This window comes from Myxococcus sp. AB036A, from assembly GCF_006547355.1.
Lineage (GTDB): Bacteria > Myxococcota > Myxococcia > Myxococcales > Myxococcaceae > Myxococcus > Myxococcus virescens.
Genome location: NZ_VHLC01000027.1, coordinates 19,050 through 46,038 on the forward strand (window position 1 = coordinate 19,050; position 26,989 = coordinate 46,038).

Sequence of the window (26,989 nt, forward strand, 5' to 3'; positions counted from 1 at the left end):
GTACCGTACCAGATGCGAAGGGAAGGGTCAGACAATCTGCCCCCGGGTGCTCCAGCCACCGCGGAAGATGCATCCGACCCTCCATGCGGCTAGGGTGACGCCCTCGATGTCCCCCTTCCGCTCCCACCTGCGTCACCTGCTGGCCTGCCTTCCCCTCCTGCTGCCCCTCGGGGCCATGGCCCAGTCCGACGGGGGGTTCGACGCGGGCCTCCCCGACGCTTCCGTGGGAGAGGGCGGCGCGGACCGGGACAACCCCGAGGGGGACGACAGTACAGGCAGGGTGAATACGTCCTGCCGTAGCACCCGGGATTGCTCCCCCCGCTTCTCCTGCGATGACGGGCGCTGCCGCTACACTGGCGTGCGCCAGGCAGACCAGCAAGGCTGCGTGCTGGGTGGCCAGGCCGCGCTCCTCATCGTCGGCCTGGCCGCTGTGGGCGGCTACAGGCGCAGGCGTTAGGAGCACACGCATGAGGCTGGGGCTCAAAGCGGACAACCTGCTGGAGCGCGTGGCGGACTGGTTCAACCTGGCCCCACAGCCGGTGGCCCATGCCTTCTTCGGGATGATGGCGTCGCGGACGCTGATGGCCGGCGTGCGGCTGGGCGTCTATGAAGCCCTGACGGACGGGCCCGCGTCGGCGGAGACGCTGGCGGCACGGCTGAAGCTGTCCCAGGAGGGCACTCGCACGCTGCTGGAGGCCCTCATCGCGTGCGAGGCCGTGGAGCGTCAGCGCGGTGGACGCTACCGGCTGGCCCCTCGCGCCAGGCGATGGTTGGACCCACGCTCGCCCCGCTACGTGGGCGCCTTCCTGGAGTTCAACTACGCGCAGTGGGATTGGTGGAACGGGCTGGAGGGCGTGGTGCGCACCGGCCAGGCGGTGGACATCCATGGCTTCGCGCCCGACGACGCGCGCTGGCGCGACTACATCCACGCCATGCACCAGATGGCGCGGCTGGCGGCTCCGGAAGTCGTGGCGGCCATCCCCCTGCCCCGCGGTGCGAAGCAGGTGTTGGACCTGGGCGGCGCGCACGGCTGGTTCGCCGCCGAGCTGTGCCTGCGCAACCGGGGCTTGAAGGCCACGGTGTTGGATTTGGAAGGCAGCGCCCGCGTGGGCCGGGAAATCATCGCCTCGGCGGGGCTGAGTCACCTCGTCACCCACCGCGAAGGCGACATCCTCACCGCGGAGCTGGGCGGCCCGTACGACGGGGTGATGCTCTTCCAGGTGATGCACCACCTGTCCCCCGCACAGAACGTGGCCCTGCTGCGACGGGTGCGCGCCTCACTGGCGCCCCGGGGGACGCTGGCGGTGCTGGAGTATCTGCGCGAGAACGCCGACACGCCCACCAGTGCGGCGCCGTTGATTGGCTTGCACTACTTCCTCACGTCCGGCGCGGCCGCCTATACGCCCGCCGAGGTGGAAGGCTTCCTGGACGACGCGGGCTTCCGCATCGAGACCAGCCGCCCCATCCGGCACCTGCCCTTGCAGACGCTCCTGGTGGCCCGACTGGACTGAGCGTCCACCCGACTGCAGTTCTAGCAGGCTTCCCCTGATATGGCTTTTCCACGCGAAGGGCGTCTGCGCTACCCTGCCCGCCCTCCGATGGCCTCCGTCACATCGTTGCCCATGCTTCCCCAAACGCCCATTCCCGAGGACTCTCCGGACGTACCGCTCGCCGTCGACCTCGACGGAACGCTGGTGCGCACGGATACGCTGCATGAGAACCTGCTGGTCCTCTTCAAGCGTGCCCCCTGGCTGCTGCTGCTGGCCCCCTTCTGGGTGCTCAAGGGCAAGGCCTTCTTCAAGGCAGAGGTGGCCAGGCGCGCGGCCCTGGACGCGGCCAGCCTGCCCTACCACGAAGAGCTCCTGGCGTACCTGCACGAGGAGAAAACCCGAGGCCGCCGGCTGGTGCTGGCCACCGCGGCGGACCGGCGCATCGCCGAAGCCGTGGCCGCGCACCTGGGCCTCTTCTCCGACGTCGTCGCCAGCGAAGCGACAGTGAACCTGTCCGGCGCACGCAAGCTGGCGAAGCTGAAGGAGTTGCTGGGCACCTTCGACTACGCGGGCAATGACGCAGTGGACCTGCCCTTATGGCGTGAATGCCGCCGCATCATCGTGGTCCACGCGCCAGCCGGGGTGCTGAAACAAGCACAGGGCCTGGGCCGCGACGTCCACCGCATCTTCGAGCGCCCAGCCACCCGCCTCCGCACCTGGGTGAAGGCGCTGCGCGTGCACCAGTGGGCGAAGAACGCGCTCGTCTTCGTTCCGCTGCTGGCCGCCCACAAGGCCACCGAGCCGGACAAGCTGTTGCAGGCGCTGCTGGGCTTCGCGGCCTTCAGCCTGTGCGCATCCAGCGTGTACGTGCTGAATGACCTGCTGGACCTGGACTCCGACCGGCGCCACCCGACGAAGAAGAAGCGCCCCTTCGCGGCGTGCACGCTCCCCGTGAGCACCGGCGTCATGCTGGCCCCCGTGCTGCTGCTGGCTGGCGCCGCGGTGTGCCTGCTGCTGCCGCCCGCCTTCGCCGCCCTGCTGGGCGCCTACTACGTGCTGACGCTGGCCTATTCGCTGCGGCTGAAGCAGGTGGTGATGCTGGACGTGCTGGTGCTGGCCGGGCTGTACACGGTGCGCATCTTCGGCGGCGCGCTGGCGGTCAACGTGCCCACGTCCAGTTGGCTGATGATGTTCAGCATGTTCATCTTCCTCTCGCTCGCGCTGGTGAAGCGACTGAGCGAGGTACGCCGGTTGCGACTGTCCAACGAGACGTCCGCGCACGGCCGTGGCTACCTGGCCCAGGACTACGAGCAGCTCGCCAGCCTGGGCGCGGCCTCGGGGCAGGTGTCCGTGCTGGTGCTGGCGCTCTACATCACCTCCGATGAAGTGACGGCGCTGTACGCCCACCCGGAGCGGCTGTGGCTCATCTGCCCGGTGATGCTGTACTGGGTGGGCCGGGTGTGGCTGCTGGCCCACCGCGGGCTGGTGAACGAGGACCCGCTCGTCTTCGCCCTGAGGGACCGGGTGAGCTACGCGGTAGGCCTCGTGTGCGCGTTGGTGCTATGGGCCGCCACGTGAGAGGTCTGGCGCGATGAAGTCACGGGAGTCCTGGGGGCGTTACCCCCAAGTCGAACAACAGACGCACGCCCTGGTGTGGCGCACGGACGCGCTGCCCAGGAAGGACGGCAGCCTGCTGCCGCATGGCCTGGGGCGCAGCTACGGCGACTCGTGCCTCAACGCGGAAGGCACGCTGCTGCTCACCACGGGGATGGACCGCTTCATCGCCTTCGACCCGGCCACGGGCGTGGTCCGCTGCGAGGCGGGCGTGTCGCTGGACACGATTCTGCGCCTGGCCGCGCCGCGCGGCTGGTTCCTGCCGGTGACACCGGGCACCAAGTTCGTGACGGTGGGCGGCGCCATCGCCAACGACGTGCACGGGAAGAACCACCACCGGGGTGGCACCTTCGGCCGCTACGTGCGCCGCTTCGAACTGCTGCGCTCGGACGGCAGCCGCCGGGTGTGCGCGCCGGATGAGAATCCGGACTGGTACGGCGCGACGATTGGCGGCCTGGGCCTCACCGGGCTCGTCACGTGGGCCGAGGTGCAACTCAAGCCCATCAGCAACCCGTACGTGCTCCAGGAGACGGTGCCCTTCGGAAACCTGGATGGGTTCCTCGACGTGGCCCGCGCGTCGGAGAAGGACTACGAGTTCACCATGGCGTGGGTGGACTGCCTGGCCCGGGGCAAGAAGCTGGGCCGGGGGCTCCTGTACCGGGGCAACTTCGCGCCGCCGCAGTTCGACGGGCTGCCGCTGGCCAGGAGCCACCTGTCGCACGGCGTGGGGCTGGCGGTGCCCATGGACATGCCGGCCTTCTGCCTCAACCGGCTGTCGGTGTCCGCCTTCAACTGGCTCTACTACCACCGGCAGAACGGCAAGCCGAAGCAGCGGCTGACGCACTATGACCCGTTCTTCTACCCGCTGGACGCCATCTACGCGTGGAACCGCATCTATGGCCGGCGCGGCTTCCTCCAGTTCCAATGCGTAGTGCCCTACGCCACCGCGCGGGACGCGCTGAAGGAAATCCTGGAGCGCAGCTCGCGCGGCGGACTGCCCAGCTTCCTGTCGGTGCTGAAGACGTTCGGTGACATTCCCTCTCCGGGGTGGCTGTCCTTCCCTCGCGAGGGCGTGACGCTGGCCATGGACTTCGCCAACCGCGGTGAGAAGACGTGGAAGCTGGTGGAGGATTTGGACCGGCTGACGCGGCAGGCGGGCGGCGCGGTGTACCCGGCGAAGGACGCGCGGATGAGCCCGGAGAACTTCGCGGCGTACTTCCCGCAGCGTGAGCGCTTCATGCAGTACGTGGACCCGTCGTTCTCCTCGTCGTTCTGGCGGCGGGTGAACCCGGTGTCCCTGCCCTTTTCCCTGGCCGCGGAGCGAGGCGAGACGGCATCCCCGCCGCCTCGGTCCCTGCTTGCCATCCGCTGACCTTCTTTCCGAGATTCGCTCCCCATGAAGAAAGTGCTCGTCCTCGGCGCCACCAGCGCCATTGCCCAGGCGACGGTGCGGCTCCTGGCCGCGCGCGGGGCCTCGCTGTACCTCACTGGCCGCAACGCGGCGAACCTCGACGCGGTGACGAAGGACGCCGCCACGCGCGGCGCGGCGAAGGTCGCGTCGCAGGTGGTGGACCTGAACGACTTCGACACCCACGAGGCGCTGGTGGAGGCCGCGTACACGGCGCTGGACGGGCTGGACGGCGTGGTGCTGGCGCACGGCGTGCTGGGTGACCAGGCGGAGGCGCAGCGCTCGTGGGCGGCGACGGAGGCGGTGCTGCGCACCAACTTCCTGAGCGCGGTGTCGCTGCTCACAGTGCTGGCCAACCGCTTCGAGGCGCAGAAGGCCGGCACGCTGGTGGTGATTTCGTCGGTGGCGGGTGACCGCGGCCGGCAGAGCAACTACGTGTACGGCGCGTCGAAGGGCGCGCTCAACGTCTTCCTCCAGGGCCTGCGCAACCGGCTGGCGAAGTCCAACGTCGCGGTGGTGACAGTGAAGCCGGGCTTCGTCGACACGCCGATGACGGCGCACCTGCCGAAGAACAAGCTGTTCGCCTCGCCGGAGAAGGTGGCGCGCGGACTCTTGAGCGCCGCGGACTCGCGGAAGAACGAAGTCTACGTGCCCGGCATCTGGGCGCTCATCATGCTCATCATCCGGACGATTCCGGAGACCGTGTTCAAGCGCATGAAGCTCTGAGCAGACCTGGCCGCCCCCTGGCGGTGAGACAAGGCCCGCCAGGGGAACACCTCCGCCGCGACGGGGGCGACTGGAAAGCACCTGGGATACTCCGGATAGACTGTCGGGCCAGCCCACCATGAGCGCCACGGCCCCACTGTCCTCGGTCCCCGAGCCCCAGCCCGCAGCGTCCGAAGCGAGCGTGACACCTTCTGCGCCCGAAGCTTGGAGTCTCGCGCGGCGGCTGGCATTCCGCTTCGCCTTCGCCTACCTGGGCATCTATTACTTCCCGTTCCCCTTGGACCTCATCCCAGTCCTGGGCGAGTCCATCCACGGGTTCCAGGACGGGCTCTGGAAGGCTGCGGTGCCCTGGGTCGGCAAGCACGTGCTGCGGCTGTCCACGGACATCACCGTGATGCCCAACGGCAGCGGCGACACCACGTTCAACTACGTGCAGGTGCTGATGAACTTCGTCATCGCCGTGGCGGTGACGGGCGTCTGGTCCGTCATCGACCGGCGCCGCACCGAGTACGTGAAGGCCCACGACGTGCTACACGCGAACGTCCGGTACGTGCTCGCGATGAGCATGCTGTCCTACGGGCTGGCCAAGCTCTTCAAGTCCCAGTTCCCCTTCCCCAGTCCGGAGCGGCTGGCACAGCCGCTGGGAGACTTCTCCCCCATGGGGCTGCTGTGGAACTTCATGGGCTACTCGACGGGCTACAATGTCTTCACGGGCGGCGCGGAGTTCCTGGGCGGCTGCCTGCTGCTCTTCCGGCGCACAACGACACTGGGCGCGCTCGTCGTCGCGGGCGTCATGGTCAACGTGGTGGCGCTCAACTTCTTCTACGACGTCCCCGTCAAACTCTATTCGTCCCACCTGCTGCTGATGTCGCTGTTCCTGGTGCTGCCCGATGCCCGGCGGCTGCTCAACGTGCTGGTGCTCAACCGCGCCACGCAGCCTCGCCCGCTCCAGCCGCCGTTCCCACCTTCGCGCTGGCTGAGTGGCGCCGGGCTCGTGATGAAGGTCCTGGTGGTGGGCGGCATCGCCTACGGGTTTGGGAGCTCGCGGCTGGAGTTCATCCGCAAGTACGGGGACTCCGCGCCGCGTCCCCCGTTCTACGGCTACTACACGGTCGACTCCTTCACCCTGGACGGGCAGCGCCTGGATGCCACGCCCGGAGACGCCCGGCGGTGGAAGGCGGTGGCCGTCAGCCGCTTCGGCCGGATGAACATCAAGCGCATGGACGACACCGTGAAGTCCTTCGGCCTGGAGGAGGACGCACCGAAGAAGACGCTCACCCTCATCGACGGCCAGGACGACTCCGCGAAGAAGTTCGTGCTCGCCTACACACGCTCGGACGCGAACCAGCTCGTCCTCCAGGGCACGCTCCAGGAGGCCGCCATCGAGGTCCGCCTCACGCGGGTGGATGAGTCCAAGTTCCTCTTGCTCAACCGGGGCTTCAACTGGATTCAGGAGGCCCCCTTCAACCGCTGACTCAGTCCAGTGCGGGCACGTCGCGGCCCTCGCCGAAGCCCAGGGCCCAGAAGCGCGGCCGGACGGGCTCGCGCGCCAGCAGCCACAGCAGGTGGTACTTCGCCTCGTCCTGCCCATCCAACGCGAGCGCGAAGGTGCCGTAGTGCATGGCCACCGACGTGGCCGAGCGCAGCACCTTGTGCGCCTGGAGGGCTTCCACCGGCCCCATGTGGACCGGGCGGAAGGCGGTGGGCCGGTAGGCGCCAATGGGCAGCACGGACAGCCGCATGGGACCGAAGCGCTCGGCCATCATCGCGAAGTGGGGACCGAAGCCCGTGTCGCCAGCGAAGAACACCGGCCCGCCGGATGTGGCGAGGACGTAGCCCGCCCAGAGCGTCGCCGCGCTGTCGGTGAGCCCGCGGTTGGAGCGGTGCTGCGCCGGCACCGCCGTCACCGCGCGGCCCGGCGCCACCTCCGTGGACTGCCACCAGTCCAGCTCCACCACGTGCCGGAAGCCCTCGCCGTCCAGTAGCGCCTTGTTGCCCAGGCCCACGATGAAGCGCGGATGGTGCGCCTCCTCCAGGCGCCGCAGCGTCGGCAAGTCCATGTGGTCGTAGTGGTTGTGACTCACCACCACCACGTCGATGGGCGGCAGGTCCTCGAAACGGATGCCCGGAGGCCGCACGCGCTTGGGGCCGATGAAGGGCACCGGGCTCGGACGGTCCGAATAGATGGGGTCCGTCAGCATGTTGAGCCCGTCCGCCTGGACGAGCACGGTGGCGTGGTTGATGAACGTCACCCGGAGCTGTCCCAGCCCCACGCGCTCCGGAGGCGGCTTGCCTGGAGCGAACTCCTCGTAGTCCCGCCACGGGCCGCGAGGCCCCTTGCGCAGCGCCTTGAAGACCTCGTCTGGACTCAGGCGCTTGATGGGCTCCAGGTTCTGGAAGTGCTCACCGTCGAAGTGCGCCGTCACCGGACCCTGGTGACGGGGGCCCGCGAAGAGGCAGCCCCCAAGCCACGGTGCCGACAGCAGCAGCAGCACCAGCGACAGGAGTTTCGTCATGGGCCGGGAAGAACGGTCCAGGGACATGGGTGCGGTGCTCCATCCAGACAGGACTGGGAAGACGCCCGCGCGGCCCGGGCTCGACGTCCATGTCTCGGCGTGACAGTGGACCGGGTTTGCGCCCGTCCGGCAACCGGCAACACACTTCTGGAGACGCCTCTGCACAGCGGGTGTCACGCTCCGGCGACAGGCGGAGGAGAACGCCAACGCCTCCGCGCCCCTCAGCCCCGCGCTCACGTCACGACGGCGTGCAGGATGCGCTCGAACAGCCAGGGCGTCTTCCCCAGCAGCCGCACCACGGGACGGCGAAGCCAGGGCCGTCGCGCCAGCATGAGCAGCGCGCCTGTCGACCGGGAGTACTTGCGGAAGACCCGCTGGAAACACTGCTCGTAGGGCATCAGCGCCTCGCGCGTGGCGCCATGGACGAGCGCCTCCGGTAGCAGGTTCCCCAGCGACTCCGCGCACACGAAGGCCAACGACAGGCCCTCTCCGGTGATGGCGTCCACGTAGCCCGCCGCGTCTCCCACCAGCGCGAAGCGGTCGGCGATGCGCGCTCGGGCCACCCGGGCCAGCGGTCCCGCGCCGCGGGGCTGGGAGTCCGGCTCCGAGCCAGAGAGCCGCTCCGACAGTTTGGGGAAGCAGGCCAGCAGCGTCTCGAAGCTCACCCGCCCTTCCACCCCGCCGTCCTCCCAGAGGAAGGCCAGGCCCACGCGCCGCGCGCCCGTGGGCGTCACGTAGGCCTCCACGCCATGCGCGAAGTGGATCTCCACATAGGGCGTCCACGGCGCGACCTGGAAGTGTCGTCGCAGGCCGAAACGGCGCGGTCCCGTCGGCTCCACCTCCAGACCTTCCGCGCGGCGCAGCGGTGAAGCCAGCCCATCCGCGGCCACCAGCATGGCGGCCTCCACCGGGCCTTCAGCCGTCTGCAGCACCACGCCCTTGCCATCCCGCTGGTGGGACAGCACCTGCGTGCGCTCGCGCAGCTCCACGCCCACCGTTCGCGCCCGCGACACCAGCGCCGTGGCCAGCGCCACGCGCCGCACGCCCAGCGCGCCCTTGCCAGGGAACAGGCCCTCCGCCGTGCTGCCATCCTCCTGGACGTAGCGGATGCCCACGAAGGGATGGCTGCCCTGGTCATCCAGCAGAGGCAGGACGCCCAACCGCTCCAGCACCGCCATGCCGGGAGGCAGCAGCCCTTCGCCACAGGCCTTATCCACCGGCGCGGTGCCGCGCTCCAGCACCACGGTGTTCAGCCCCCGCAGCGTGGTGGTGATGGCCACCGCCAGCCCCGCGGGTCCTCCGCCCACCACGGCGACGTCATACCGCTTCACGGCGTGGACTCCTCCGGGACTCCCATCCCCATGATGGCCTGTCTCACGCTGACGCCGTGCACGGCCCCACGGCCTGAGACCTCACGTGTCGCTCTCCGCGCGGACCATCGCCAACGCGCTCCGAGCCATCTCCACCGCCAGCCCCACCGCGCCAACCTTCTTCGGCGGCGCCAGCTCCTCGGCCAGGTAGCGGCGCAGCGCCTCGGCGCGGCGCAGCTTGCCGCTGGACGTGCGCGGCAACGTGCCTGGCACGAGCATCCGCACGGTGTGAGGCCGCACGCCCGTGGTCTCCACCACCGCCGCGCGGATGCGCTCCTCGACCACGTCATCCGCCTCCTGCCCCGAACGCTCCGCGAGGATGAGCAGCGCCTCGTCCTCGCCCCCTTCGGGCGTGAAGCCCAGCGCCACCGCGCAGCCCGCGCGCACGCCCGCCACGCTCTGCAGCGGCTCCTCGAACGCCTGCGGCGCGTGGTTCGCGCCTCGGATGATGACCACGTCCTTCGCCCGGCCCGTGAGGAACAGCTCGCCCTCCGCGATGAAGCCCAGGTCGCCCGTGTCCAGCCATCCGTCCCGCGTCAGCGTCCGGTCCGTGGCCTGCGCATCCGCGAAGTAGCCGGCCATCAGGGACGGCCCCCGCGCGAAGACCCGGCCCACGCACCGCTCCGCGAGCGCCTCGCCCGTCTCGCCGCGCACCTCCACCTCGAAGCCCGCCACGGGCATGCCCACGCTCACCAACTCACGCGAGCCCTCCGCCACCCGGCCTTCCCGGGCCAGCAGCCCCGCGTCCACGCCCAGCGCGCGCGGCCCCCGCCCTTCCGGCGGGAAGGTGACGGCGAGCGACGCCTCGGACAGCCCGTACACCGGCCGCAACGCCCGCGCGGAGAAGCCCCACCGCTCGAAACGCACCGAGAAGCGGCGCAGCGTGTCCACGGACACCGGCTCCGCGCCGTTGAGCGCGTGCCGCCACGACGACAGGTCCACCCCGTCCAGCTCCGCGTCCTTCACCCGCTTCAAACACAGGCCATAGGCGAAGTTGGGCGCGGGAGAGATGTAGCCCCGGTGGCGAGACAGCGCGCGGAGCCACAACGCGGGCCGTGCGAGGAAGGCCTCGGGGGGAATCAGCACCAGGCTTCCCGGGTAGTACAGCGCGGACAGCAGACAGCCGATGAGCCCCATGTCGTGGTACAGCGGCAACCAGCTCACGCCCACCCGGGGAACCCCCGCCCCCAGCGGCATCGCCATCTCCAGCGCCGCGACCTGCGCCAGCAGGGCTTCGTGCGTCAGCGTCACCGGCTTCGGATCCACCGTGGAACCGGACGAGAACTGGATGAGCCCCAGCGCGTCCGGCCGCACCGGAACCTCCAGCACGTCATCCCCCCGGGACACCTCGTCCACCGTGTAACACCCCAGCCGGGGGCGCGCGCGCTCCACGCTGGGCCCCAGCAGCAGGCGCACGCGAGCGTCCGTCAAGACCATCACCGAGCCCGTCACGTGGAGCATCCGCGAGGTCGCGCGGTGGTACTCCTCCAGTCGCCCCAGCCGCACCGGCGGGTACAGCGGCACCGGCACCGCGCCCGCGAGCAACGTGCCGAAGAAGGCGTCCATGAAGGCCGGCGACGTGGGCAGCAGCAACGCCACCCGGTCACCCTCGCTCACGCCCAGCCGGGCCAGCCCCGCGGCGGTGCGCTTCGCCCGGCGGTACACGTCCGCCCAGGGCATGGCCACCTCGCGCTCGGCCGCGTCCACGAAGGTGAGCCCCAGCGGCGACGTGCGCCCGGTGTCCGCGAGCGCCGCGTTCACCGTCAGATGCCTGGGTGGAGGCAACGCAGGGCCCACCAGTCGCGAGCCAGCATCCTTCACGGCAGGGCCTCCTCCGGCCTGGGTTCCACCGGAGCCGCGACCCGCTGCGCCACCAGCTTCGCCAGGTCGCCCACCGTGCGCACGCCCTGCGCGTCCTCTTCGGACAGGCGGATGCGGAAGCGGTTCTCCAGCCCCACCGCCAGCACCGTGAGGCCCAGGCTGTCCAACTGGAGGTCACGCACCAGGTCCTGCGAGGGCTCCACCGCGCCCTTCCACTCCAGCTCCTCGGTGACGATGCGATGAATCTCCGTCATGACCTCCAGTTCGCGTTCAGCCACGTGGCACCTCCGGAATGAAACGAGGGCGATGGGAGAACGCCTGCGCGTACACATCACCCAGCGCCGCCTCTTCCGCGCGGATTCGCACGTAGAGCAGCGCCGCATTGCCCACTGAGAAGACCAGCGCCGTCCACCATGCACCGTGGATGAGCGGCACGCACGCCAGTTCCAACACCACCGCGACATAGTTGGGATGGCGCAGGAAGCGATAGGGCCCGCCCGTCACCGGCGCCAGCCCCGGTACCACGATGATGCGCGAGTTCCACCGGTCGCCCAACGTGGCGATGGCCCAGTACCGCAGCCCCTGCGCCAGCACCGCGCCCGCCAGCGCCGCCCAGCCCCACGCGCCCGGGAAGCCGCGCCGCAGCAGGAACACCTCCGCCACGCACGCCACCAGGAACAGCGTGTGGAACACCACCATGAAGCGGTAGTGCCGCTGCCCCGTCTCCACTCCGCCGCGCGCGAAGGCCCGGGCGGCGTTGCGCTTGGAGAGCACCAGCTCCACCAGCCGCTCCACGACGAGCGCGGCCATGAAGCCCAGGAAGAGGGCGTGCGTGGAGGTCACCATCGCAGCAGCACCATCTCCGCGCCGAAGCCCGGCCCCATGGCCATCATCACGCCCCACTCCCCCGGCTGCGCGCGGACGGACTCCAGCGTCTCTCCGAGCACGAAGAGCACCGACGCGGAGGAGAGATTGCCCACCTCACGCAGGGAGGCCCACGAGCGCTCCAGCGCCGAGGGCGCCAGCTCCAGCGCCTCCTCGAAGGCCTCCAGCACCTTGGGCCCACCGGTGTGCGCCACCCAGTGCCGGATGTCCCCGCGCTTCAGTCCATGCTGCGCGAGGAAGCCATCCACGTTGCCTCGGATGTGGTCCTTCACGAGCCCCGGCACCTTCGCGGACAGCACCACCTTGAAGCCGGTGTCCACCACGTCCCAGCCCATGATGCGCTCGGTGTCCGGGTAGAACACGGAGCGCGACGCCACCACCCGCGGCCCTCGCGCCCCCGGGGCCGCCGCGCCTCGGAGCACCGCGCACGCCGCGCCGTCGCCGAAGAGGCCGGACGCGATGATGTTCGGAATGGACAGGTCCTCGCGCTGCAACGTGAGCGAACACAACTCCACGGCGATGACGAGCGCTGTGTGCTCCGGAAAGCCGCGCAGGTAGTCCGCCGCCCGGGCCACACCCGCCGCGCCCGCCACGCATCCCAGACCGAAGAGCGGCGTGCGCTTGAAGTCCTCCCGGAAGCGCATGCGGTTGGCCAACCGCGCGTCGATGCTCGGCGTGGCGATGCCCGTCACGGTGACGAAGAAGACGTGGTCCACCTCCCCGGGCGTGAGCTCCGCCGCGTCCAGGGCCTTGCGCACCACCGTTTCGCCCAGCTCCGTGGCCGAGCGAATCCAGGCGTCATTGCGCTGTTGGAATGTCAGCAGCGGCGGATAAGCCTCCAGGGGCAACGCCAGATGCCGTCCTCCCACCTGGACGGCGCGGTGCAGGTCCTCCAGCCGCTCCAGGTTGAAGTGGCGCGTGGCCCACAGCTCGCGGAACGCGGCGATGAGCTGCTCCTGACTGGCGTAGTGCGGCGGGAGTGCCCGCCCCATGGCACAGATGAAGGGCGAGCGGTCCTGGCCTGAGGCACTGAGCATGGCGTTCCCGGGTCATTCGCGTCGGTGGAGAGTTGACGCTTAATCGGAGACAGCGTCCAACGCGATACGGGATGTTCCCGCTTCCGTCTCCCGCACGCACCTCGCATGTCCGACTGTCACGCGGATGACGCACACGGCCGTCGCGGCCGACGCATCAACAACACGTGCTGGGAACCCCCTGGGCGGTGGCGTCGAAGAAATCCGTCCCGCGCCATACACAAGCGCTGAACGAACCTTGCTCAACGCCGGATGAAGGCCGCCGCCAGCAACAGGAGCAGCGCCCACGTCAGGCCTCCCGGTGCCGACGAACAGCCACCCTCGTCACGCGGAGGCGGAGGCCGGGGCTCACCTGGCACACCCGCGTCGACACCACCGTCCAGGTCTCCTCCTGGACCTGCGTCGACGCCCCCGTCCAGGTCGTCCCCACCGTCCGGGTCAGGCGGTGGCACGGTGGCGCAGGGCGCGCCGGAGTCCTCCCCGGAGATGCACAGCCGCCCATACCGGCCCAGGCCGTCGCGCCGTCCGTCCACCACGGCGACGATGACGTGTGTGGCGTCCTCGGCGTCCACGTGAGCGGACAGGGTCCCCACGCCGTCCGCGCGTGCGACGCGCAGCACCTGCGTCGGCGTCACCGCGGCCACCAGCAGGTGGATGGCGGGAGAGTCCTCGCCCTCGGTGGGCTCGAAGGAGGCGGTGACAGAAGACGTCCCCCCTTCCACCTCGAAGTAGCGCGTTGACGCGGCCGCCACCCGCACGGATGGCTCCGTCACTGGCAGCGTGCGTGGCGCGACGGTCAGCGGCGCATAGCCCTCACCGTTCTCATAACCCGCGCCCCATGCCCGGCGCGGTCCAGTGGCCAGGTTCCACAGGGCGAACTCCGCGAAGGCGGTGTCGAAGTCAGCGCCCCAGTCGCGCTGTAGCGCCGTCTCCACCAGCACCGGCCAGCGGACCGACGGCGTCACGACGCTCTCCTCCCACAGCGAGCGCACCACCCCATCCCCGAAGCGCTCGCCCAGGAACTGGAAGTAGATGCTCGTGCCATAGCTGAAGGACACCGCCGGCCCTTCCGGGTCCAGCACCAGGGTGCGGTCCGGACGCGACAGGTACGCGGCGGTGAATCGCTCCAAGTCATCCAGCGCGGGCCGGTAGCGCTCACTGGCCCAGACCGCGGTGCCCTCCGATGCCACGCTGCCCAGGCCCGGGTGATAGGCCGCCTGCACCGCGTGGAAGAACTCGTGGCTGGCGAGGATGTCCACTGCCTCGTCATGGGACGGGTAGTTGTAGCCCGCGAAGTCGTTCTCCTGGAGCATGTGCCCGGTGCAGCGGGACGACGCCTCCAGACAGCCGTCCAGCCGGAAGGCTCCGTCCGCGATGCCACTGAAATCCACCAGGTACACATCGAAGCGGCCGTCACCGCCGTTGTCGCTCCCCACCCAGCCGTCATCCGGTGGCAGACGGAAGCCCAGCCCTTCATAGAAGGCGGCGACGCGGTCATACGCGGACGCGACGGTCTCCACCGCGTCCGGAACACCACTCCCGTCCGCGTCCGCCGCCGGCACGGCGTTGGAACCGGAACGGGAGAAGTGGATGCGGAAGAGCCCCCCAGGGGACACGACCGATTCCACCGCCTCGCCCTCGTCGAAGCGCGGAGGCAGCGCCGAGGGCGAGGTGGGGCGCGCTCCCGCTTGCAGTCCCGCTTCCCACGTCACGAACGAATCGTGCCGTTCGTGCGGTTCACGCGAAGCCTGCTGGACAGGTCCACACCCGAAAGGGATGAGCAGGAGCAGCGCCCGGAGCTTCATGGCAGGAAGGCCCACTTCACGCGGAGCTGCCCCGAGCCGCTCGGCGTCCCCGACGGCAGCTCGTTCGTCGCGTTGCAATGCTCCTGCACGGCCAGCTCGTAGTAGGACGTCACCTCGAACTTCACATGGCGCCCATCCGCCAGGCGGATGATGAAGACATCCCCCGACATCTTCACGCAGCCCTGGTAGGACCAGAAGCTGCTCAGCGCCATCGTCGGCCCGGCGAGCCCCGAGTTGTCCGGGATGAACTCACACGTGTCGGTGTACCAGGCGTCGGACTGGAAGGTCAGGTCCGCGGGCACGGACGTCACGGTCTCGAAGCGGGTGCCCGTGGGCAGCCGCGCCACGCCAATGCAGGACGGGCCGGACGTGCCGCCGTTCAGCCGGATGTAGTAGCGACGGAACGCGATGTCCCAGCCGTGGTCGCCCAGCGACGTCTGGTCGTCGATGTTGACCCGGGCCAGGCCCTCGGGCGTGAAGCGAGCGTAGGTGTAGGACTGGTTCACCGTGAGACCACCCGCGCGGGCGTCGATGTACGAACGGAACTCGCCCGTTGGCGCCTCCTCCTCGAACATCGCCGTCGTCGACGGCGTCGTGAGCAGGTTCAGCCGGTCGATGCTCTGCTCGCTGCAAGGCACGTCGCTCTGGCACAGCGGCTCCGTGCCCGCGTCCGGCTCAGGCTCCGTGCCCGCATCCGGCTCAGGCTCCGTGCCCGCGTCCGGCTCGGGCTCCGTTCCAGAGTCCGGCTCGGGCTCCGTTCCAGAGTCCGGCGTCGGGTTCGTCCCGGAGTCCGCCTGTCCGGCGTCGGGCACCGGGGTGGGGTCTTCATCAGACGAACCACAATTCACCAACAGGGCCAGCGCCATCGCCACGGCGGCCAGCACCCACAGGCCTTGCTTGCTGGCCTTCGTGTGCATCGTTTCTTCGGTGTGAGTCTTCATCAACGGCCCTCTCCCTCGGATGGTGCGGAGCCGGAGACCACCCATGGCCAGGACAAGGCGCACACGGCGCAGTGCCATTCCGGCCTCCACGCGCGGCACCATAAATGATAACGATTCTCATATTCAATATTCGACCCATGAAATCATCGTCCTTCTGAAGCGCCCATGCCGGGAATGTCCGCAGTCCTCGCAAATACCCTCGTGCCGTGGTTCGCGAAGGCCACCCGCGTCACTTCGGTTGAGACACTGGCACCTCGACTGCGCCGCGTGCGCTTCGAGGGCGAGTCGCTCAAGGGTGTCCGCGCCGAGCCCGGCCACGAAGTGGAGTTCCGTGTCGGCCCGACGGCCTTCCGGCACGACACGCCGTCACTGGTGGACCCAGCGCGTGGAGCGCTCGAGGTCGTCGTCTTCTTCCATGGCCAAGGCCCCGGCAGCAGCTGTCGTCATGCTGCGCCAGGAACTGCTCGACCGACGCGGCTTCGCGAAGCGCGACGTGCGCAGCAAGGCTTACTGGAGGGACGGCAAGCGGGGCCTCTGATCGCAACGTGCGGATGAAGCGAGCAGGCGGAGACTGGTGAGCGCGAGGAGGTACCGCCTGCCATGTGCGGTACGCAATCTCTCGACCTGCGCGATCGGTCCATCGCAGCCTGGCAAGAGAGTCCCCCCTCCTGGCGGCCATTTCTCCGCGCGATGCAGCCGGTGGGCTGGCCCACCGCGGCGACGCAATCGCCCAGCCCTTTTGAGGCGCGCCATGAGGCGAGCCGCCCCGAGGGCCGGGGCGCACCTCGGCAGCTCGCTGTTCGGAAATGTCGGGAGATTTCGCGGCGCAAAACCCCCGACATTTCCGAACAGCGAGCTACGGGAGTGACTCCGGCTCCCCCCGGCGCGAGGGGACTCCGGGGGAGCGCGCGGTTCGTTCAGCATGAAATCCACCACGGAGGTGATGGCATCCGCGCGCGCCGTGCGCTCACGAGGCGTCCCCGCGCATGCACTCCTTGCACGAACCGCTCCGTCCCGCTGTCGCTCGTTCTGCTCTGCCTGGCGTTCGCGCGGCCCACGGACGACACGTCGCGACGGTTCCGTCTCTCAGCACATCTGAGCTGCGCGATGAGTCAGCGCAGCCGCCGGCACGCGGACGTCTTCACCGCCAGGGACACCCGCGCGCCGGGCACCACGCCCAGCTCACGCACCGACGCGGACGTGAGCCACACCACCCAGCGCACGCCCGCCACCTCCACGGTGGCCGCGTCCTCCCCCGTCGCCACGGGCTCCACGTTCACCACCGTGCCCGTCATGACGTTGCGCGCGGAGACGCCCGTCAGCGGTTGGATGGACAGCAGGATGTCCGCGGCCGGCACGGCATAGGCCGCGCGCGTGCCCGGCGCCAACGCGGGCGAGTCCGGCACCCACAACGACAACCCACCCTGCATCCGAAGCCGCAACCCGCCGTCGTCCGGACGCTCCAGGACTCCTTCGAGGATGTTCTCCTCCCCTTCCCCTTCACCGGCGAGCAGGCCTCGCGCCGCCGCGCCCAGCACCTCGGCCGCGGGCCCGGCCGCGCGGACCTGCCCCTGGTCCAACAGCAGCGCCTCCCGCGCCAGCACGCGCGCCTCGCCCAGTTGATGCGTCACGTACAGCATCGGCACCTGGGCCTCGTCGCGCACGCGCAGCAGGTACGGCAGCACGCGTTCCTTCAGTGCCACGTCCAGCGCGGCGAGCGGCTCATCGAGCAACAACAACGCCGGGTCCGTGGCCAGCGCGCGAGCCAACGCCACGCGCTGCTTCTCGCCCCCGGACAGCGTGGCCGGGTAGCGGCGCAGCAGCGGCGCCAGCTCCAGAATCTCCACGGCCTCGTCCACGCGAGAGGCCCGCCCCGGCCGCACGCCAAAGCGAACGTTCTGCTCCGCCGTGAGATGCGGAAAGAGCAGCGCATCCTGGGGCACGTAGCCCATGCGGCGCTGTTCGGGCGGCACGTCGCTTCGCGCAACGCTGTCCAACAACACGCGGCCATCCAGCACCACCCGCCCCCGGGCGCCGCGCCGCAGCCCCGCGAGCACCTCCAGCAGCGACGTCTTCCCGGAGCCCGAGCGCCCCATCACCGCCACCGACGCGCCATCCAGCCGCGTGCCCACCTCCAACGTGAAGCGCGCCAGTGGCAACCGGATGTCCAGCTCCAGGCTCACGCGCGCACCCTCCGCCCACGCCGCCGCGTCACCGCCTCGGTCGCGAACACCGCCACGAAGGCGAGCAGCGCCGCCACGCCCGCCAGCCGCAGCGCCTCCGCGTCCCGCCCCAACTGCGTGCGCTGGAAGATGGCCAGGGACAGCGTCTGCGTACGGCCTGGGATGTTGCCCGCCACCAGCACCGTGGCGCCGAACTCCCCCAGCGCGCGGGAGAACGCCAGCAGCGCGCCCACCAGCACACCACGCCAGGCCAGCGGCAACGTCACCCGGAAGAAGGCGCGCGTGCGCGAATCGCCCAGCGTGCGCGCCACCGCCACCAACCGCGGGTCCACCTCCTCGAAGCCCGAGCGCGCCGAGCGCACCAGCAACGGGAACGCCATCACCGCGCTCGCCAGCACCACGGCCTTGGGCGTGAAGACGACCTCCATGCCCCACGCGTCCAGCACGCGCCCCAACGGGCCATTGCGCCCGAGCAACTCCAGCAGCACCAGTCCCACCGCCGTGGGCGGCAGCACCAGCGGCAGCGTCAGCACCGTCTCCACCACGCCCTTGCCTGGGCCCTCCCACCGCGCCAGCGCGTACGCCACCGCGAGCCCCGGCGGCAGGATGAGCAGCGTGGCCAGCGCCGCCACCCAGATTGTGAAGGACACCAACGCCGCGACGCCCTCCATCAGGGAGCCCGCGCGCTGGGAACGCCGAAGCCGTGGCGTGTGAAGACCTTCCGAGCCGTGTCAGACTGAAGGAAGCGCACGAATGCCCGCCCGGCCTCCGGTGCGGCGCCCTTCGTCAGCGCCGCCGCCGGATACACGATGCGCGACACGTCCTGCTCAGGCACCTGGAAGGCGACGCGCACGCGCTTCGAATGTGCCGCATCCGTGGAATACACGACGCCTGCGTCCACGCGCCCCGTCTCCACCGCCGCCAGCGCGGCGCGCACATTGAGCGCCGGCACGATATTCGGCGCCAGCGCCTTCCAGAGCCCCGCCTTCACCAGCCACGCCTTCGCATACACGCCCGCGGGCACCGCCTCCGGGTCCGCCAGCGACAGCCGCTTCAACCCACGCAACCCAGCGGGTGAGGACGGCGCCGACTTCGCGTCCACCGTAACCACCACCACCAGCCGGTTGGACAGCAGGTCCACGCGCGTCGAGGGCGCGACCAGGCCCGCCTTCTCCACCGCGTCCATCTGCGCCGTGTCGGCGGAGAGGAAGACGTCCGCGGGCGCTCCGGCCACGGCCTGACGTGCGAGGTCGCTCGAGGCCCCCAGGGAGAACTCCACCGCGTGGCCCGTGGTCTGGGTGAAGGCCGGCGCCAGCTCCTGGAGCGCGTCCGAGGTGCTCACGGCCGCGAACACCAGCACCGTGTCGGCTCGGGCAGATGCCCCCGACAACAGCATGGAGACGGCACAAAGCAGGAACAGATGACGCATGGCGTAGCACCTCGCATATCCGGACAACCCGCGTTGCATTGTCGTCAGGTCAGTGCCCATCTGGACAACAGATTGACCCGCCCATGCGGGGCCGCTATGGGATACTCCGTGTCACGGAAATTCCACAAAGAGGATGAAGACGTTTCCGAGGATCTGGAGAAGCTCCAGAACCTGCTCCTCGCGCTGGGCCGGCGCAGTTCGCTCCGTGACCCCATCGCCAGCATGTGCGAGCAGCTCCAGTTTACGCCACCTCAGGTTCACGCCATCCTCTGGTTGGGTCAGGACGGCCCGCTCACCATGGGCGAGCTGGCGCGCCGGCTGGGTGTCACGGAGAAGACCGTCACGGGTGTGGTGGACCGGCTGGAGCGCCAGGGGCACCTGCTGCGCGAGCGCAGCGCCACCGACCGCCGCGTCGTGCACTGCCGCCTGACGGAGGAAGGCCAGTCGACCTGGGAGCGGCTCAACCGCGTGGTCGTCCATGGCATGCACCAGTTCCTGGGCATCCTCGACGTGGGAGACCGCAAGGCCCTCTTCCGCATCCTGGAGAAGCTGGTGAAGCGCATGAGCGCCCCGGCCACGCCCACGCCGCGTGAGCGCGCGGGCTGACAGCCGGGCCCCCGGCGAGGCCCCAGTCCCCCAAGCGGCCAGACAGGCTTCATGCCCGGGTGGTCAGCCCCCCTGCGTCGCGCGGCAGTCGCAGCTTGCGACAGGGGAGGAAGGCGATGAGGGCACACGCGCGCGGGGTGGCGGTAGGGGTGCTGCTGGGCCTGGTGGCCTGCCGGAAGGACGCGGAGGAGCCGCCTCCCTCCACGGCGACCTCCGCACCGAAGCCGACCGCGCCTCCCCCGCTGCCCGCCGGACGCGCCGTGGCGCTCGCCTCCGTCGCGCCCCTGGTGGCGTCCGTGAGTCCGGCCGTCGTCAACGTGGAGGTGCGGCTGGGCGCGCCCACGCCTGGCGAGCCGAAGGACACGCCCTGGGGAGGTGAAGGTCCCTCGCCTTTCGGAGGCTTGCCGTTCGACGGTCCCCCTTTCGGCGACGCCCCCGAGGACCCGCTGTCTCCCTTCGAGGCCCCCTCGCCCTTCGCGCCGCCGGTGCGTGAGGGCATCGGCTCCGGCTTCATCATCGACGCCAGGGGGCTGGTGCTGACCAACCACCACCTCGTGGAGGACGCGGAGGCGATTCAGGTACAGCTCGCCGACGGGCGCGACCTGGAGGCGCGCGTGCTGGGCTCGGACCCGCTCACCGACGTGGCGGTGCTCCAGCTCGAACGCCTGGACGGCGGCAAGCCCTTGCCGGTGGTGCGGCTGGGAGACTCGGATGCACTGCGTGTGGGGGACTGGGTGCTGGCCATTGGCAATCCCTTCGGCCTGACGTCCAGCACCAGCCTGGGCATCCTCGCCGCGAGGGAGCGCGACATCGCGGCGGGCCCCTTCGACGACTTCCTCCAGACGGACGCCGCCATCAACCCGGGCAACTCCGGCGGTCCGCTGTTCAACCTGAATGGCGAGGTGGTGGGCATCAACACCGCCATCGCCGGCGAGGGCTCGGGCATTGGCTTCGCGGTGCCCAGCAACCTCGTCAAATCGCTGCTGCCCCAGTTGGAGAAGAAGGGCACCGTCACCCGGGGCTGGCTGGGGCTGATGGTGCAGGACATGACGCCCGATTTGGGCGAGGCGCTGGGCGCGCCGGTGCAGGAGGGCGCGGTCGTCACCGACGTCACGGCGGAGACAGCGGCGGCCCGAGCCGGGCTGCGGCCGGACGACATCATCGTCGCCGCGGATGGGCAGCCCATCGACTCGGCGGGCGCGCTCACGCGACTGGTGGCGCAGAAACCACCAGGCGAAGAGCTCACGCTCGCCCTCTACCGGGACGCGAAGAAGCGCGACGTGAAGGCGACGCTGGGCACGCGGCCCGACCTGGAAGGCGTCGCCGAGAAGGAGCCGGCCGTCGGGGGCTCGCAGCGCCCCGCCGAGCATCGCGTGGGGCTGAGCCTGATGGACATGGACCCGGCGCTGGCGGAGTCCCAGGAGCTGCCGCCTTCCGGCGCCTTGGTGACGGAGGTGGCCCCCGCCTCCATGGCCGAACACGCCGGCCTGCTGCCGGGCATGGTGGTGGTGGAGGCCGAGAACAAGCCCGTGCGCGGCGCGAAGGACGTGGTGACGGCGCTGCGGAAGACGAAGCCCGGCGAGTCCGTGCTGCTCCGCGTGGCCCTGCCGGGTGGCGCGCTGGAGCTGCGCGCGCTCACGGTGCCGGAGAAGTAGGCGCGCGCGCCAGCAGCACGCGGGGATGCAGCAACAGCGCGACGGCCTCGCGCACCGTCCAATAGATGCGGTCGAACGTGTCCAGGTTGCGCTCCGTCTCCAGCGCCGGACTGGTGGCCACCTCCCAGCCATACAGCCGGAAGTAGTTGCGCGCGCGCAGCAGGTGATACGGGTCCGACACCACCACCACGCGCCGAGCCCCCAGCCCGCGCAGCACTTCGGCCGTGAGCCGGGCGTTGTCGTCGGTGGAGTGACTTCCCTCCTCCAGGACACACGCCTCCGCCGGAACGCCCATCCGCGTCGCCAGCGCCAGCATGGCGCGTGCCTCGGAGGGTGGATTCACGCCCACGCCGCCGGAGAAGACGAGCCGGGGAGCCACGCCGCGGTGGTACAGCCCCGCCGCGTGCTCGGTGCGCGCGCGCAGCGCCCCGGAAGGCACGCCCCCGGGCAACACGCGCGCGCCAAGCACCACCAGCACGTCCGCGGGCGCGGCCTGCTCGCGTTGACCGAAGCGGTCCACCACCCAGGCGAGGCCGAAGACGCCACACGTCAGCACGCCCGCACCCACCATCAGGAGCCGGAAGAGGCGCACGGTGCGCGGCGTGAGTGACGTGGGCAGCACCCTCCGCACGCTAGCCTGAAGTCGCCCCTCCGCCACCGCGCAATCCACGCCGATGCCCGGTGGCCACACAGCGGCGCGCGTTGCCGCGGCGGCCAGCAAGAACTGCCGGGGTCGCGAGGATTTCCAGCGCTGGCGCGTCGCCTGAGCGCATGTCCCGAGGGGCCATGGGAAGGCCCGGGGAATGAACCGCATCTCGGCCGCGGCGCGTCGTGACCGGACGCGTGCGCGGCATGACACGCGGGCCCGGGCGGACTGGACGTAGCCCCAGGGGTGCGCTCCAATCCCCCGGGTGATGACTCCTGAAGACGCAACGAAGGCCCTGTCGGAAGTGGAGCTGGTGCCCTGCGCGGAGATGGCGCTGATGGACGCGCGGCGGCTGGTGGACGCCTGCCTGGGCGCGGACGTGCCGGCGCTCGTGCATCGCGAGGCCTGCAGCAAGCCGGGATGCAGCCCGAAGTTCCAGGTGCTGGTGCGCCCCGAGGACGGCCCTCGCGTGGCCGCCCTGCTCCAGCAACGGTGGATGGACAGCATCGAGCGCGAAGGCCTGGTGCCCATGGGACGCACCGCCGCGCCGGCGGCCCCCATCCCCGAGGACGGCGAGCCGCCCTGCCCGGCCTGTGGCACCGCCGCGCCGCTGCTGGAAGGCGCCTGTAGCGACTGCGGACTCCAGCTCGATTGAGGGACGGGCGGACGCGAGCGGTTGTCACATCATCGCTTCGTCTCATGAAACATTTGCAGCACACTGTGGCCTGCAAACCCAAACGAGGGGCGTCCGCGCCCCCGCGGAGAGCGTGAATGGAAGTCAAAGGCGTCGCTTTCCTGGCCCGGCAACAGTTGATGGTGCAGACCCACGGGGAGGCGGCCTGGAAGGCGTTCCTCACCCACTTCGCGAAGAAGGAGCCCTTCTTCTCCAAGCCCGTGATGCCGGTGTCGCGCATGCCGGCGGACGCGTTCCTCCGGCTCAACGACGAACTGCTGGCGCGCTTCTACAACAACAACCCGAGCGCATATTGGCAGTTCGGCGTGAAGTCCGCCGAGTACGCCCTGGGCCAGGGCCAGCTCAAGGCGATGTTCAGCCAGGGTGACTTCCGGCGCTTCCTGCTGTTCACCCCCGGCATCTGGAAGGGCTACTTCACCGAGGGCGACCTCAACGTGCTCCCCGGTCAGGGCCACACCGACCTGCACATCACCCACGTTCCCCGGCCGCACCCCTACTTCGAGCTGTCCGTCATGGGCTTCGCCTCCGGCGGACTGGCGTACCTGGGCGCGCAGAACCTCGAGCACCAGGTGCTCAAGGGCTTCACGCGCAACGACAACGAAGTGCTGTACCGCTTCAACGTCGGCTGATGCCCGCGCCGGCCCGCGCCTCGTTCAAGGCGCGGTGCCAGTGGCCGCGCGCTCGGCAACCAGGGGCGCGGCTTCCGGCTTCAGCCGCAGGTCCGCCACCACGGGGTAGTGGTCGGACACGTCCACGCGCAGCACCCGGCTGGCCACGGACGTGAAGGCATCACACGCCAGCACGTAGTCGATGCGCAGCGTGGGCAGGAAGAGCGGCAGCGGATACGTGCCCCCCGTCGCCGCGGCGACGTCATGCAGGGCCCGCCGCAGCAGCCGCGTGGAGCGTGAGTCCGGTCCGTCGTTGAGGTCCCCCAGCAACACCTTGGGCCGCGAATCCTGCGCCATCAGCCGCGCCACGTAGGCGCTCTGCCGCACGCGGGTGTCGCTGTTGAAGGGCTGGCGGATGAGGTGCGTAAGGTAGACGCTCACCTCGCGCCCATCCACCTCCACCACCGCATGCGCCACGGTGCGAGGCTCCGCGCCGCGCGGCCCCGGCAGCGGATACTGCGCCAGTGCCTCCAGCGGGAAGCGCGACAGCACGGCGATGCCGTAGGCCCCGCCGAACAAATCCGTGGTGCGGAAGTGGGCGCGGTACTTCAGGCCGGTGAGGCGCGACAGCTCCTCCGTCTGGTCCAGGCCGCGCGCGCGGGTGGACCCCACGTCCACCTCCTGCAAGGCGACGACGTCCGGCACCGCGGCGCGAATCACGTGCGCCACGCGCTCCAACCCGCGGGCGCCAGACTGGATGTTGAAGGTCATCACCCGCAGCTCTCCCGGGGCGCGCCGCACGGCGGCGACGGACTCGGTGGAGGCGAGGTAGCCAGGGCCGGTCGCACACGCGAGCGGCCCCATCAGGAACAAGAGGGGGAGGAGGCGGCGAACGCTCATGGGCGGAAGGGGCGCGATGTTAAGCCCCCTCCGCGAACCTGTCTCCCTGCCCCCCAGGCTCGTCCGGAAGGCAGCCGGCCTGGCGGGCCATCAGTAAGCAGGCTGGCGAGGCCGTGTCCGCCCTCCACCGGGGGGGCCCGACCCAGGGGCCGACCTGCGTCCGGTCCAGGCCGCCCTTCCCCCTGCTCCATCCCACGCCCAACCTGTTTCTTCATGAAAACGACACTGGCATCCGATTCGTCTGGCCGGTCCCGCTGGCGCTCGTGGGCGCTGATGGCCATTCCCGCCGCCCTGTTGCCCGTGGGACTCCTGCGCTACCGCGCCCGGCGCCGGTCACGCCGTCCGGCGCCCCTGCGCAGCGCCGTGGGCCTGGGGCTGGTGTCCGTGGCCATCCTGCGACTGGCAGGCAACTCCCGGCGGAAGGTTCGACGCGTGCCGTCCTTCTCCGCCTTCCTGCCCGACGAGTTCACCGCCTCGGTGGCCTCCGGTCACTGACGGCGCTGTCGCGCACGGAGGCCTCCTTTCAACGAGGCCTAGCGGCGGCGGCGCAGGCGGGTGCCGAGCAGCACCAGCGCCGCGCCCAGCAACGGGATGCCGCCCGCGGCGGCGCAGCCACCGCCGTCATCACCACCACCGTCGCCGCCGCCAGTCGCCACGTTGACGTTGAGCGTGGTGGCCGCGGAGGCGTCTCCCTGGTCGGTGCCGTTCTCGTTCACCGAGTTGCCCGCACCGTACAGGGTGACGGTGCCGGGAGTGGACGGCGCCACCAGGGTGAAGTCGAAGCGGGCCTCGCCGCCGGAGAACGCCTGGATGTTCTTGTGGGTGACTTCCCCGCTCAGCTTGTACGAACCCGTGCCCGGGTTGAGCGTGCCGCCGTTGTCGCTCACCGCCACGTTGTAGCCCGCGCCGGCGGCCGGACCGCCCCGGACGACGAGCGTGTAGTTGCCGGTGGCGCCCGGCGCCAGCGTGGTGGGCCCTTCGATGGTCACCGTGGGTGCGCTGCCGCCGGTGTGGCACTCTGCACAGGTGAGGCTCGAGCCCTGCTTTCCGCTTCGGCCACTGATGCCCATGGAATTGGCGAACGCGGAACCGGAGACAAGGCACGCCGACACAACGCCGGCAACTCCGAGTGATGCAAGGTACGACCGCATGAAGCCTCCAAAAAGGAACGACGGGAAGGAGGCTCTCTACATAGCGCGACCCTCCCACCCTTCACAGCCACCCTAACGGCCGCTACTGCGCAGCAATACCGCACAGGCCTCGTCACGAAGTTGAGACAAGGTGAAGCGCGTTCCCACACCGGAGTGCTCCAGTCCGGCCCCCAGGGAAAGCACCCCGTGCGCCATGGTCCAGGCCAGGTTGGCCAGCCGACGCGGCTGGAGCCCTGGGGCCAGCCGGCCCGCGCGCGCATCCGCCTGGAGCCGCGCCTCCAGCACGTCATTCAGATGTCCACTCAGCGCCAGCACCCGCGATTGGTGCGCCTCGGATTGCCGCCCCGTCAACTGCGGCCACAGATAGACGACGCGAAAGCCGTCCAGGTCCTCCGCGTACAAATCCACCCGGGCACGAACCAGCGCGGCCAGGGCCTCCACGCCGCTGGCCGCGGCCGTCACCGCCGCCTCCAGCACCTTCACCTCGCGCTCCAGCCCCTCCACCGCCAGCGCCCCCACGAGGTCCTCCTTGGAGCGGAAGTAGTAGAACAGGGAAGGCTTGCTCAGGTCCGCCTCCGCCGCGACGGCCTCCAGGGTCAGTCCCAACACCCCGCCCCGGACCAGCACCGCCCGCGCGGCGACGAGGATGGCCTGACGGCGCCCCTCCTGACGCCGCGCCTTGCGTGCCTCGCGCTCGGAGGGCTCTGCGGTGGGAGCCGGTGCGGGGGTGGACGCGGCTGGTGACACGGCGCCGCGACGGCGGCCCGGCGCGGTCTTGCGGCCACCGCCGCTAGAACCGGGCGAAGGCATTCCGCACCGCCTCCCGGCCGCCCTGCTCCACCACGTCGCCGTGGCACACCACCACGCGCTCCACGTCCCAGGCCTGGGCCCGCGCCAGGGACGCGCGCACGGCCTCCCGGTCCTTGATGACGGAGCGGACCAGCATGGACGGCGCCAGCCGCTGCCACGCGCCGCTCAGCTTCAGGTACATGCGGGTGAACCACGAACCCGTCCGGTGCACGTTGAACGCCAGGTCGGTGACGAAGAGCGTCTGGCTGGGGCGGTGGAAGAAGAGCAGCTCGTCCACCTTGGGCATCCCCTGGACGAGCACCTGGTCCAGGACGCCGGCCCAACTGGCCTCGGCCGTGTCACCCAGCTCCAGGTCGATGCGCAGGTCCGGCCGCTTGCGCCGCAGCGCCGCGGGCGCGGCCACCTTCGCGTCGGGATAGGCCGCCGCCCAGTCCTGCACGTACAGGTGGTGCATCAGGTTGGGCGCCACCAGGAAGCGCACCGGCCCGAGCGCATCCACCGCCGCCCGCGCCTCCGGACTGAAGCGGACGGGCGAGTGGAGCCACAGCCCCCCATCCGGCAGGCGGACGGCCGTCATCCGGCCCCCCAAGTCCATTCCCCCGATGCGGAACTCCACCGCGAGCACGTGCACGTCGTCGGCCACCTGGCGAAACATGACTGCCTCCTGGATGCGGATTCAACCGGTGCTCATTATTCT

The 26,989-nt window shown here is 70.3% G+C and carries 28 protein-coding genes; 12 read left to right on the top strand and 16 right to left on the bottom strand.

The window, feature by feature from the left end; genetic code table 11:
- Positions 1 to 106 precede the first annotated feature (106 nt).
- The 6 genes from FL344_RS13775 to FL344_RS13800 all read left to right on the top strand — a co-directional run bounded on the left by FL344_RS13775 (position 107) and on the right by FL344_RS13800 (position 6,712).
- The gene (locus FL344_RS13775; protein WP_194858505.1) at positions 107 to 457 is read left to right on the top strand and encodes an MXAN_6627.5 family MYXO-CTERM protein; all 351 of its coding nucleotides are present in this window, start codon (positions 107 to 109) and stop codon (positions 455 to 457) included.
- Between the two features lie 10 nt (positions 458 to 467).
- Positions 468 to 1,511, top strand: a complete 1,044-nt coding sequence (locus FL344_RS13780; RefSeq protein WP_141592175.1) for a class I SAM-dependent methyltransferase — start codon at positions 468 to 470, stop codon at positions 1,509 to 1,511.
- A gap of 111 nt (positions 1,512 to 1,622) precedes the next feature.
- A complete protein-coding gene (locus FL344_RS13785; RefSeq protein ID WP_228565024.1) occupies positions 1,623 to 3,068 on the top strand; it encodes a UbiA family prenyltransferase in 1,446 nt (481 codons plus the stop codon).
- 13 nt (positions 3,069 to 3,081) lie between these two features.
- On the top strand, positions 3,082 to 4,476 hold the full coding sequence (locus FL344_RS13790; RefSeq protein ID WP_141618850.1) for an FAD-binding oxidoreductase: 1,395 nt from the start codon (positions 3,082 to 3,084) through the stop codon (positions 4,474 to 4,476).
- 24 nt (positions 4,477 to 4,500) lie between these two features.
- Positions 4,501 to 5,238: an SDR family oxidoreductase gene (locus tag FL344_RS13795; RefSeq protein ID WP_011556557.1), complete on the top strand. Its 738-nt coding sequence runs from the start codon at positions 4,501 to 4,503 to the stop codon at positions 5,236 to 5,238.
- 118 nt (positions 5,239 to 5,356) lie between these two features.
- Complete coding sequence (locus tag FL344_RS13800) at positions 5,357 to 6,712, top strand: DoxX family membrane protein (RefSeq protein WP_141618851.1); 1,356 nt, start codon at positions 5,357 to 5,359, stop codon at positions 6,710 to 6,712.
- Position 6,713: 1 nt separating this feature from the next.
- Here the strand turns inward: FL344_RS13800 and FL344_RS13805 are convergent, their stop codons facing one another.
- From FL344_RS13805 to FL344_RS13840, 8 genes are all read right to left on the bottom strand, one after another.
- Positions 6,714 to 7,754, bottom strand: a complete 1,041-nt coding sequence (locus FL344_RS13805; RefSeq protein WP_228565025.1) for an MBL fold metallo-hydrolase — start codon at positions 7,752 to 7,754, stop codon at positions 6,714 to 6,716.
- Between the two features lie 233 nt (positions 7,755 to 7,987).
- A complete protein-coding gene (locus FL344_RS13810; protein ID WP_141618853.1) occupies positions 7,988 to 9,085 on the bottom strand; it encodes an NAD(P)/FAD-dependent oxidoreductase in 1,098 nt (365 codons plus the stop codon).
- Positions 9,086 to 9,166: 81 nt separating this feature from the next.
- Positions 9,167 to 10,945 carry a fatty acyl-AMP ligase gene (locus FL344_RS13815; protein ID WP_141618854.1) on the bottom strand — a complete coding sequence of 593 codons (1,779 nt, stop codon included), beginning with the start codon at positions 10,943 to 10,945 and terminating at the stop codon, positions 9,167 to 9,169.
- Positions 10,942 to 11,223 (bottom strand): acyl carrier protein, encoded by a 282-nt coding sequence (locus FL344_RS13820; RefSeq protein ID WP_020478192.1) that lies wholly within the window; start codon positions 11,221 to 11,223, stop codon positions 10,942 to 10,944. Before FL344_RS13820 ends, FL344_RS13815 begins: the two co-directional genes overlap by 4 nt.
- Positions 11,216 to 11,791: an isoprenylcysteine carboxyl methyltransferase family protein gene (locus tag FL344_RS13825; RefSeq protein ID WP_141618855.1), complete on the bottom strand. Its 576-nt coding sequence runs from the start codon at positions 11,789 to 11,791 to the stop codon at positions 11,216 to 11,218. The genes FL344_RS13820 and FL344_RS13825 overlap by 8 nt, the downstream gene beginning before the upstream one ends.
- Positions 11,785 to 12,867 (bottom strand): type III polyketide synthase, encoded by a 1,083-nt coding sequence (locus tag FL344_RS13830; protein ID WP_141618856.1) that lies wholly within the window; start codon positions 12,865 to 12,867, stop codon positions 11,785 to 11,787. Before FL344_RS13830 ends, FL344_RS13825 begins: the two co-directional genes overlap by 7 nt.
- Positions 12,868 to 13,106: 239 nt before the next feature.
- Entirely contained in the window at positions 13,107 to 14,669 is a 1,563-nt protein-coding gene (locus tag FL344_RS13835) for an MXAN_6640 family putative metalloprotease (RefSeq protein ID WP_228565026.1), read from the bottom strand.
- A complete protein-coding gene (locus tag FL344_RS13840) occupies positions 14,666 to 15,610 on the bottom strand; it encodes an HmuY family protein (RefSeq protein ID WP_228565027.1) in 945 nt (314 codons plus the stop codon). Before FL344_RS13840 ends, FL344_RS13835 begins: the two co-directional genes overlap by 4 nt.
- Positions 15,611 to 16,025: 415 nt before the next feature.
- Between FL344_RS13840 and FL344_RS39740 the strand changes: the two genes are divergently transcribed.
- A complete protein-coding gene (locus tag FL344_RS39740; RefSeq protein ID WP_141618859.1) occupies positions 16,026 to 16,148 on the top strand; it encodes a siderophore-interacting protein in 123 nt (40 codons plus the stop codon).
- Positions 16,149 to 16,722: 574 nt separating this feature from the next.
- Here FL344_RS39740 and modC read toward each other — a convergent pair.
- The 3 genes from modC to modA are packed head-to-tail and all read right to left on the bottom strand — an operon-like array spanning position 16,723 to position 19,222.
- Positions 16,723 to 17,793 (bottom strand): molybdenum ABC transporter ATP-binding protein, encoded by a 1,071-nt coding sequence (modC, locus tag FL344_RS13845; protein ID WP_141618860.1) that lies wholly within the window; start codon positions 17,791 to 17,793, stop codon positions 16,723 to 16,725.
- On the bottom strand, positions 17,790 to 18,443 hold the full coding sequence (modB, locus tag FL344_RS13850) for a molybdate ABC transporter permease subunit (RefSeq protein WP_228565028.1): 654 nt from the start codon (positions 18,441 to 18,443) through the stop codon (positions 17,790 to 17,792). The genes modC and modB overlap by 4 nt, the downstream gene beginning before the upstream one ends.
- Positions 18,444 to 18,463: 20 nt before the next feature.
- A complete protein-coding gene (gene modA, locus FL344_RS13855) occupies positions 18,464 to 19,222 on the bottom strand; it encodes a molybdate ABC transporter substrate-binding protein (protein ID WP_141618862.1) in 759 nt (252 codons plus the stop codon).
- Positions 19,223 to 19,318: 96 nt separating this feature from the next.
- On the opposite strand from modA, the gene FL344_RS13860 reads away from it, so the two are divergent.
- Both FL344_RS13860 and FL344_RS13865 read left to right on the top strand, forming a co-directional pair.
- Positions 19,319 to 19,828, top strand: a complete 510-nt coding sequence (locus tag FL344_RS13860; RefSeq protein WP_141618863.1) for a MarR family winged helix-turn-helix transcriptional regulator — start codon at positions 19,319 to 19,321, stop codon at positions 19,826 to 19,828.
- A 116-nt stretch (positions 19,829 to 19,944) separates the two neighbouring features.
- Positions 19,945 to 21,483: a trypsin-like peptidase domain-containing protein gene (locus FL344_RS13865; protein WP_228565029.1), complete on the top strand. Its 1,539-nt coding sequence runs from the start codon at positions 19,945 to 19,947 to the stop codon at positions 21,481 to 21,483.
- Here the strand turns inward: FL344_RS13865 and FL344_RS13870 are convergent.
- The gene (locus tag FL344_RS13870; protein WP_194863104.1) at positions 21,464 to 22,105 is read right to left on the bottom strand and encodes a YdcF family protein; all 642 of its coding nucleotides are present in this window, start codon (positions 22,103 to 22,105) and stop codon (positions 21,464 to 21,466) included. The two genes, FL344_RS13865 and FL344_RS13870, sit on opposite strands and share 20 nt — an antisense overlap.
- Before the next feature lie 292 nt (positions 22,106 to 22,397).
- Between FL344_RS13870 and FL344_RS13875 the strand changes: the two genes are divergently transcribed.
- Both FL344_RS13875 and FL344_RS13880 read left to right on the top strand, forming a co-directional pair.
- A complete protein-coding gene (locus tag FL344_RS13875) occupies positions 22,398 to 22,784 on the top strand; it encodes a hypothetical protein (RefSeq protein ID WP_163884335.1) in 387 nt (128 codons plus the stop codon).
- A gap of 116 nt (positions 22,785 to 22,900) precedes the next feature.
- Positions 22,901 to 23,452 (top strand): hypothetical protein, encoded by a 552-nt coding sequence (locus tag FL344_RS13880; protein WP_141618865.1) that lies wholly within the window; start codon positions 22,901 to 22,903, stop codon positions 23,450 to 23,452.
- Between the two features lie 24 nt (positions 23,453 to 23,476).
- On the opposite strand, the gene FL344_RS13885 is transcribed toward FL344_RS13880, so the two are convergent.
- On the bottom strand, positions 23,477 to 24,331 hold the full coding sequence (locus FL344_RS13885) for an endonuclease/exonuclease/phosphatase family protein (RefSeq protein WP_141618866.1): 855 nt from the start codon (positions 24,329 to 24,331) through the stop codon (positions 23,477 to 23,479).
- Positions 24,332 to 24,544: 213 nt separating this feature from the next.
- Between FL344_RS13885 and FL344_RS13890 the strand changes: the two genes are divergently transcribed.
- Positions 24,545 to 24,826 (top strand): hypothetical protein, encoded by a 282-nt coding sequence (locus FL344_RS13890; RefSeq protein WP_228558201.1) that lies wholly within the window; start codon positions 24,545 to 24,547, stop codon positions 24,824 to 24,826.
- A gap of 38 nt (positions 24,827 to 24,864) precedes the next feature.
- Here FL344_RS13890 and FL344_RS13895 read toward each other — a convergent pair whose 3' ends face one another.
- The 3 genes from FL344_RS13895 to FL344_RS13905 form a co-directional block, all read right to left on the bottom strand.
- Entirely contained in the window at positions 24,865 to 25,482 is a 618-nt protein-coding gene (locus tag FL344_RS13895) for an MXAN_6652 family MXYO-CTERM-anchored protein (protein ID WP_141618868.1), read from the bottom strand.
- Between the two features lie 72 nt (positions 25,483 to 25,554).
- Complete coding sequence (locus FL344_RS39745) at positions 25,555 to 26,292, bottom strand: TetR/AcrR family transcriptional regulator (protein ID WP_141592196.1); 738 nt, start codon at positions 26,290 to 26,292, stop codon at positions 25,555 to 25,557.
- On the bottom strand, positions 26,273 to 26,947 hold the full coding sequence (locus FL344_RS13905) for a DUF4336 domain-containing protein (RefSeq protein ID WP_090488104.1): 675 nt from the start codon (positions 26,945 to 26,947) through the stop codon (positions 26,273 to 26,275). The genes FL344_RS39745 and FL344_RS13905 overlap by 20 nt, the downstream gene beginning before the upstream one ends.
- Positions 26,948 to 26,989 lie beyond the last annotated feature (42 nt).

What these genes read in the sequence shown, in the direction of transcription:
- FL344_RS13885 (WP_141618866.1), bottom strand. Translation starts at nt 24,331, where the DNA reads ATGAGCGTTCGCCGCCTCCTCCCCCTCTTGTTCCTGATGGGGCCGCTC.
- FL344_RS13805 (WP_228565025.1), bottom strand. Translation starts at nt 7,754, where the DNA reads ATGACGAAACTCCTGTCGCTGGTGCTGCTGCTGCTGTCGGCACCGTGG.
- FL344_RS39745 (WP_141592196.1), bottom strand. Translation starts at nt 26,292, where the DNA reads ATGCCTTCGCCCGGTTCTAGCGGCGGTGGCCGCAAGACCGCGCCGGGC.
- FL344_RS13825 (WP_141618855.1), bottom strand. Translation starts at nt 11,791, where the DNA reads ATGGTGACCTCCACGCACGCCCTCTTCCTGGGCTTCATGGCCGCGCTC.
- FL344_RS13865 (WP_228565029.1), top strand. Translation starts at nt 19,945, where the DNA reads ATGAGGGCACACGCGCGCGGGGTGGCGGTAGGGGTGCTGCTGGGCCTG.
- FL344_RS13880 (WP_141618865.1), top strand. Translation starts at nt 22,901, where the DNA reads ATGGAAGTCAAAGGCGTCGCTTTCCTGGCCCGGCAACAGTTGATGGTG.
- FL344_RS13840 (WP_228565027.1), bottom strand. Translation starts at nt 15,610, where the DNA reads ATGAAGACTCACACCGAAGAAACGATGCACACGAAGGCCAGCAAGCAA.
- FL344_RS39740 (WP_141618859.1), top strand. Translation starts at nt 16,026, where the DNA reads ATGGCCAAGGCCCCGGCAGCAGCTGTCGTCATGCTGCGCCAGGAACTG.
- FL344_RS13775 (WP_194858505.1), top strand. Translation starts at nt 107, where the DNA reads ATGTCCCCCTTCCGCTCCCACCTGCGTCACCTGCTGGCCTGCCTTCCC.
- FL344_RS13785 (WP_228565024.1), top strand. Translation starts at nt 1,623, where the DNA reads ATGCTTCCCCAAACGCCCATTCCCGAGGACTCTCCGGACGTACCGCTC.
- FL344_RS13890 (WP_228558201.1), top strand. Translation starts at nt 24,545, where the DNA reads ATGAAAACGACACTGGCATCCGATTCGTCTGGCCGGTCCCGCTGGCGC.
- modA (WP_141618862.1), bottom strand. Translation starts at nt 19,222, where the DNA reads ATGCGTCATCTGTTCCTGCTTTGTGCCGTCTCCATGCTGTTGTCGGGG.
- FL344_RS13905 (WP_090488104.1), bottom strand. Translation starts at nt 26,947, where the DNA reads ATGTTTCGCCAGGTGGCCGACGACGTGCACGTGCTCGCGGTGGAGTTC.
- FL344_RS13800 (WP_141618851.1), top strand. Translation starts at nt 5,357, where the DNA reads ATGAGCGCCACGGCCCCACTGTCCTCGGTCCCCGAGCCCCAGCCCGCA.
- FL344_RS13790 (WP_141618850.1), top strand. Translation starts at nt 3,082, where the DNA reads ATGAAGTCACGGGAGTCCTGGGGGCGTTACCCCCAAGTCGAACAACAG.
- FL344_RS13875 (WP_163884335.1), top strand. Translation starts at nt 22,398, where the DNA reads ATGACTCCTGAAGACGCAACGAAGGCCCTGTCGGAAGTGGAGCTGGTG.
- FL344_RS13780 (WP_141592175.1), top strand. Translation starts at nt 468, where the DNA reads ATGAGGCTGGGGCTCAAAGCGGACAACCTGCTGGAGCGCGTGGCGGAC.
- FL344_RS13835 (WP_228565026.1), bottom strand. Translation starts at nt 14,669, where the DNA reads ATGAAGCTCCGGGCGCTGCTCCTGCTCATCCCTTTCGGGTGTGGACCT.
- FL344_RS13860 (WP_141618863.1), top strand. Translation starts at nt 19,319, where the DNA reads ATGGGATACTCCGTGTCACGGAAATTCCACAAAGAGGATGAAGACGTT.
- FL344_RS13830 (WP_141618856.1), bottom strand. Translation starts at nt 12,867, where the DNA reads ATGCTCAGTGCCTCAGGCCAGGACCGCTCGCCCTTCATCTGTGCCATG.
- FL344_RS13895 (WP_141618868.1), bottom strand. Translation starts at nt 25,482, where the DNA reads ATGCGGTCGTACCTTGCATCACTCGGAGTTGCCGGCGTTGTGTCGGCG.
- FL344_RS13795 (WP_011556557.1), top strand. Translation starts at nt 4,501, where the DNA reads ATGAAGAAAGTGCTCGTCCTCGGCGCCACCAGCGCCATTGCCCAGGCG.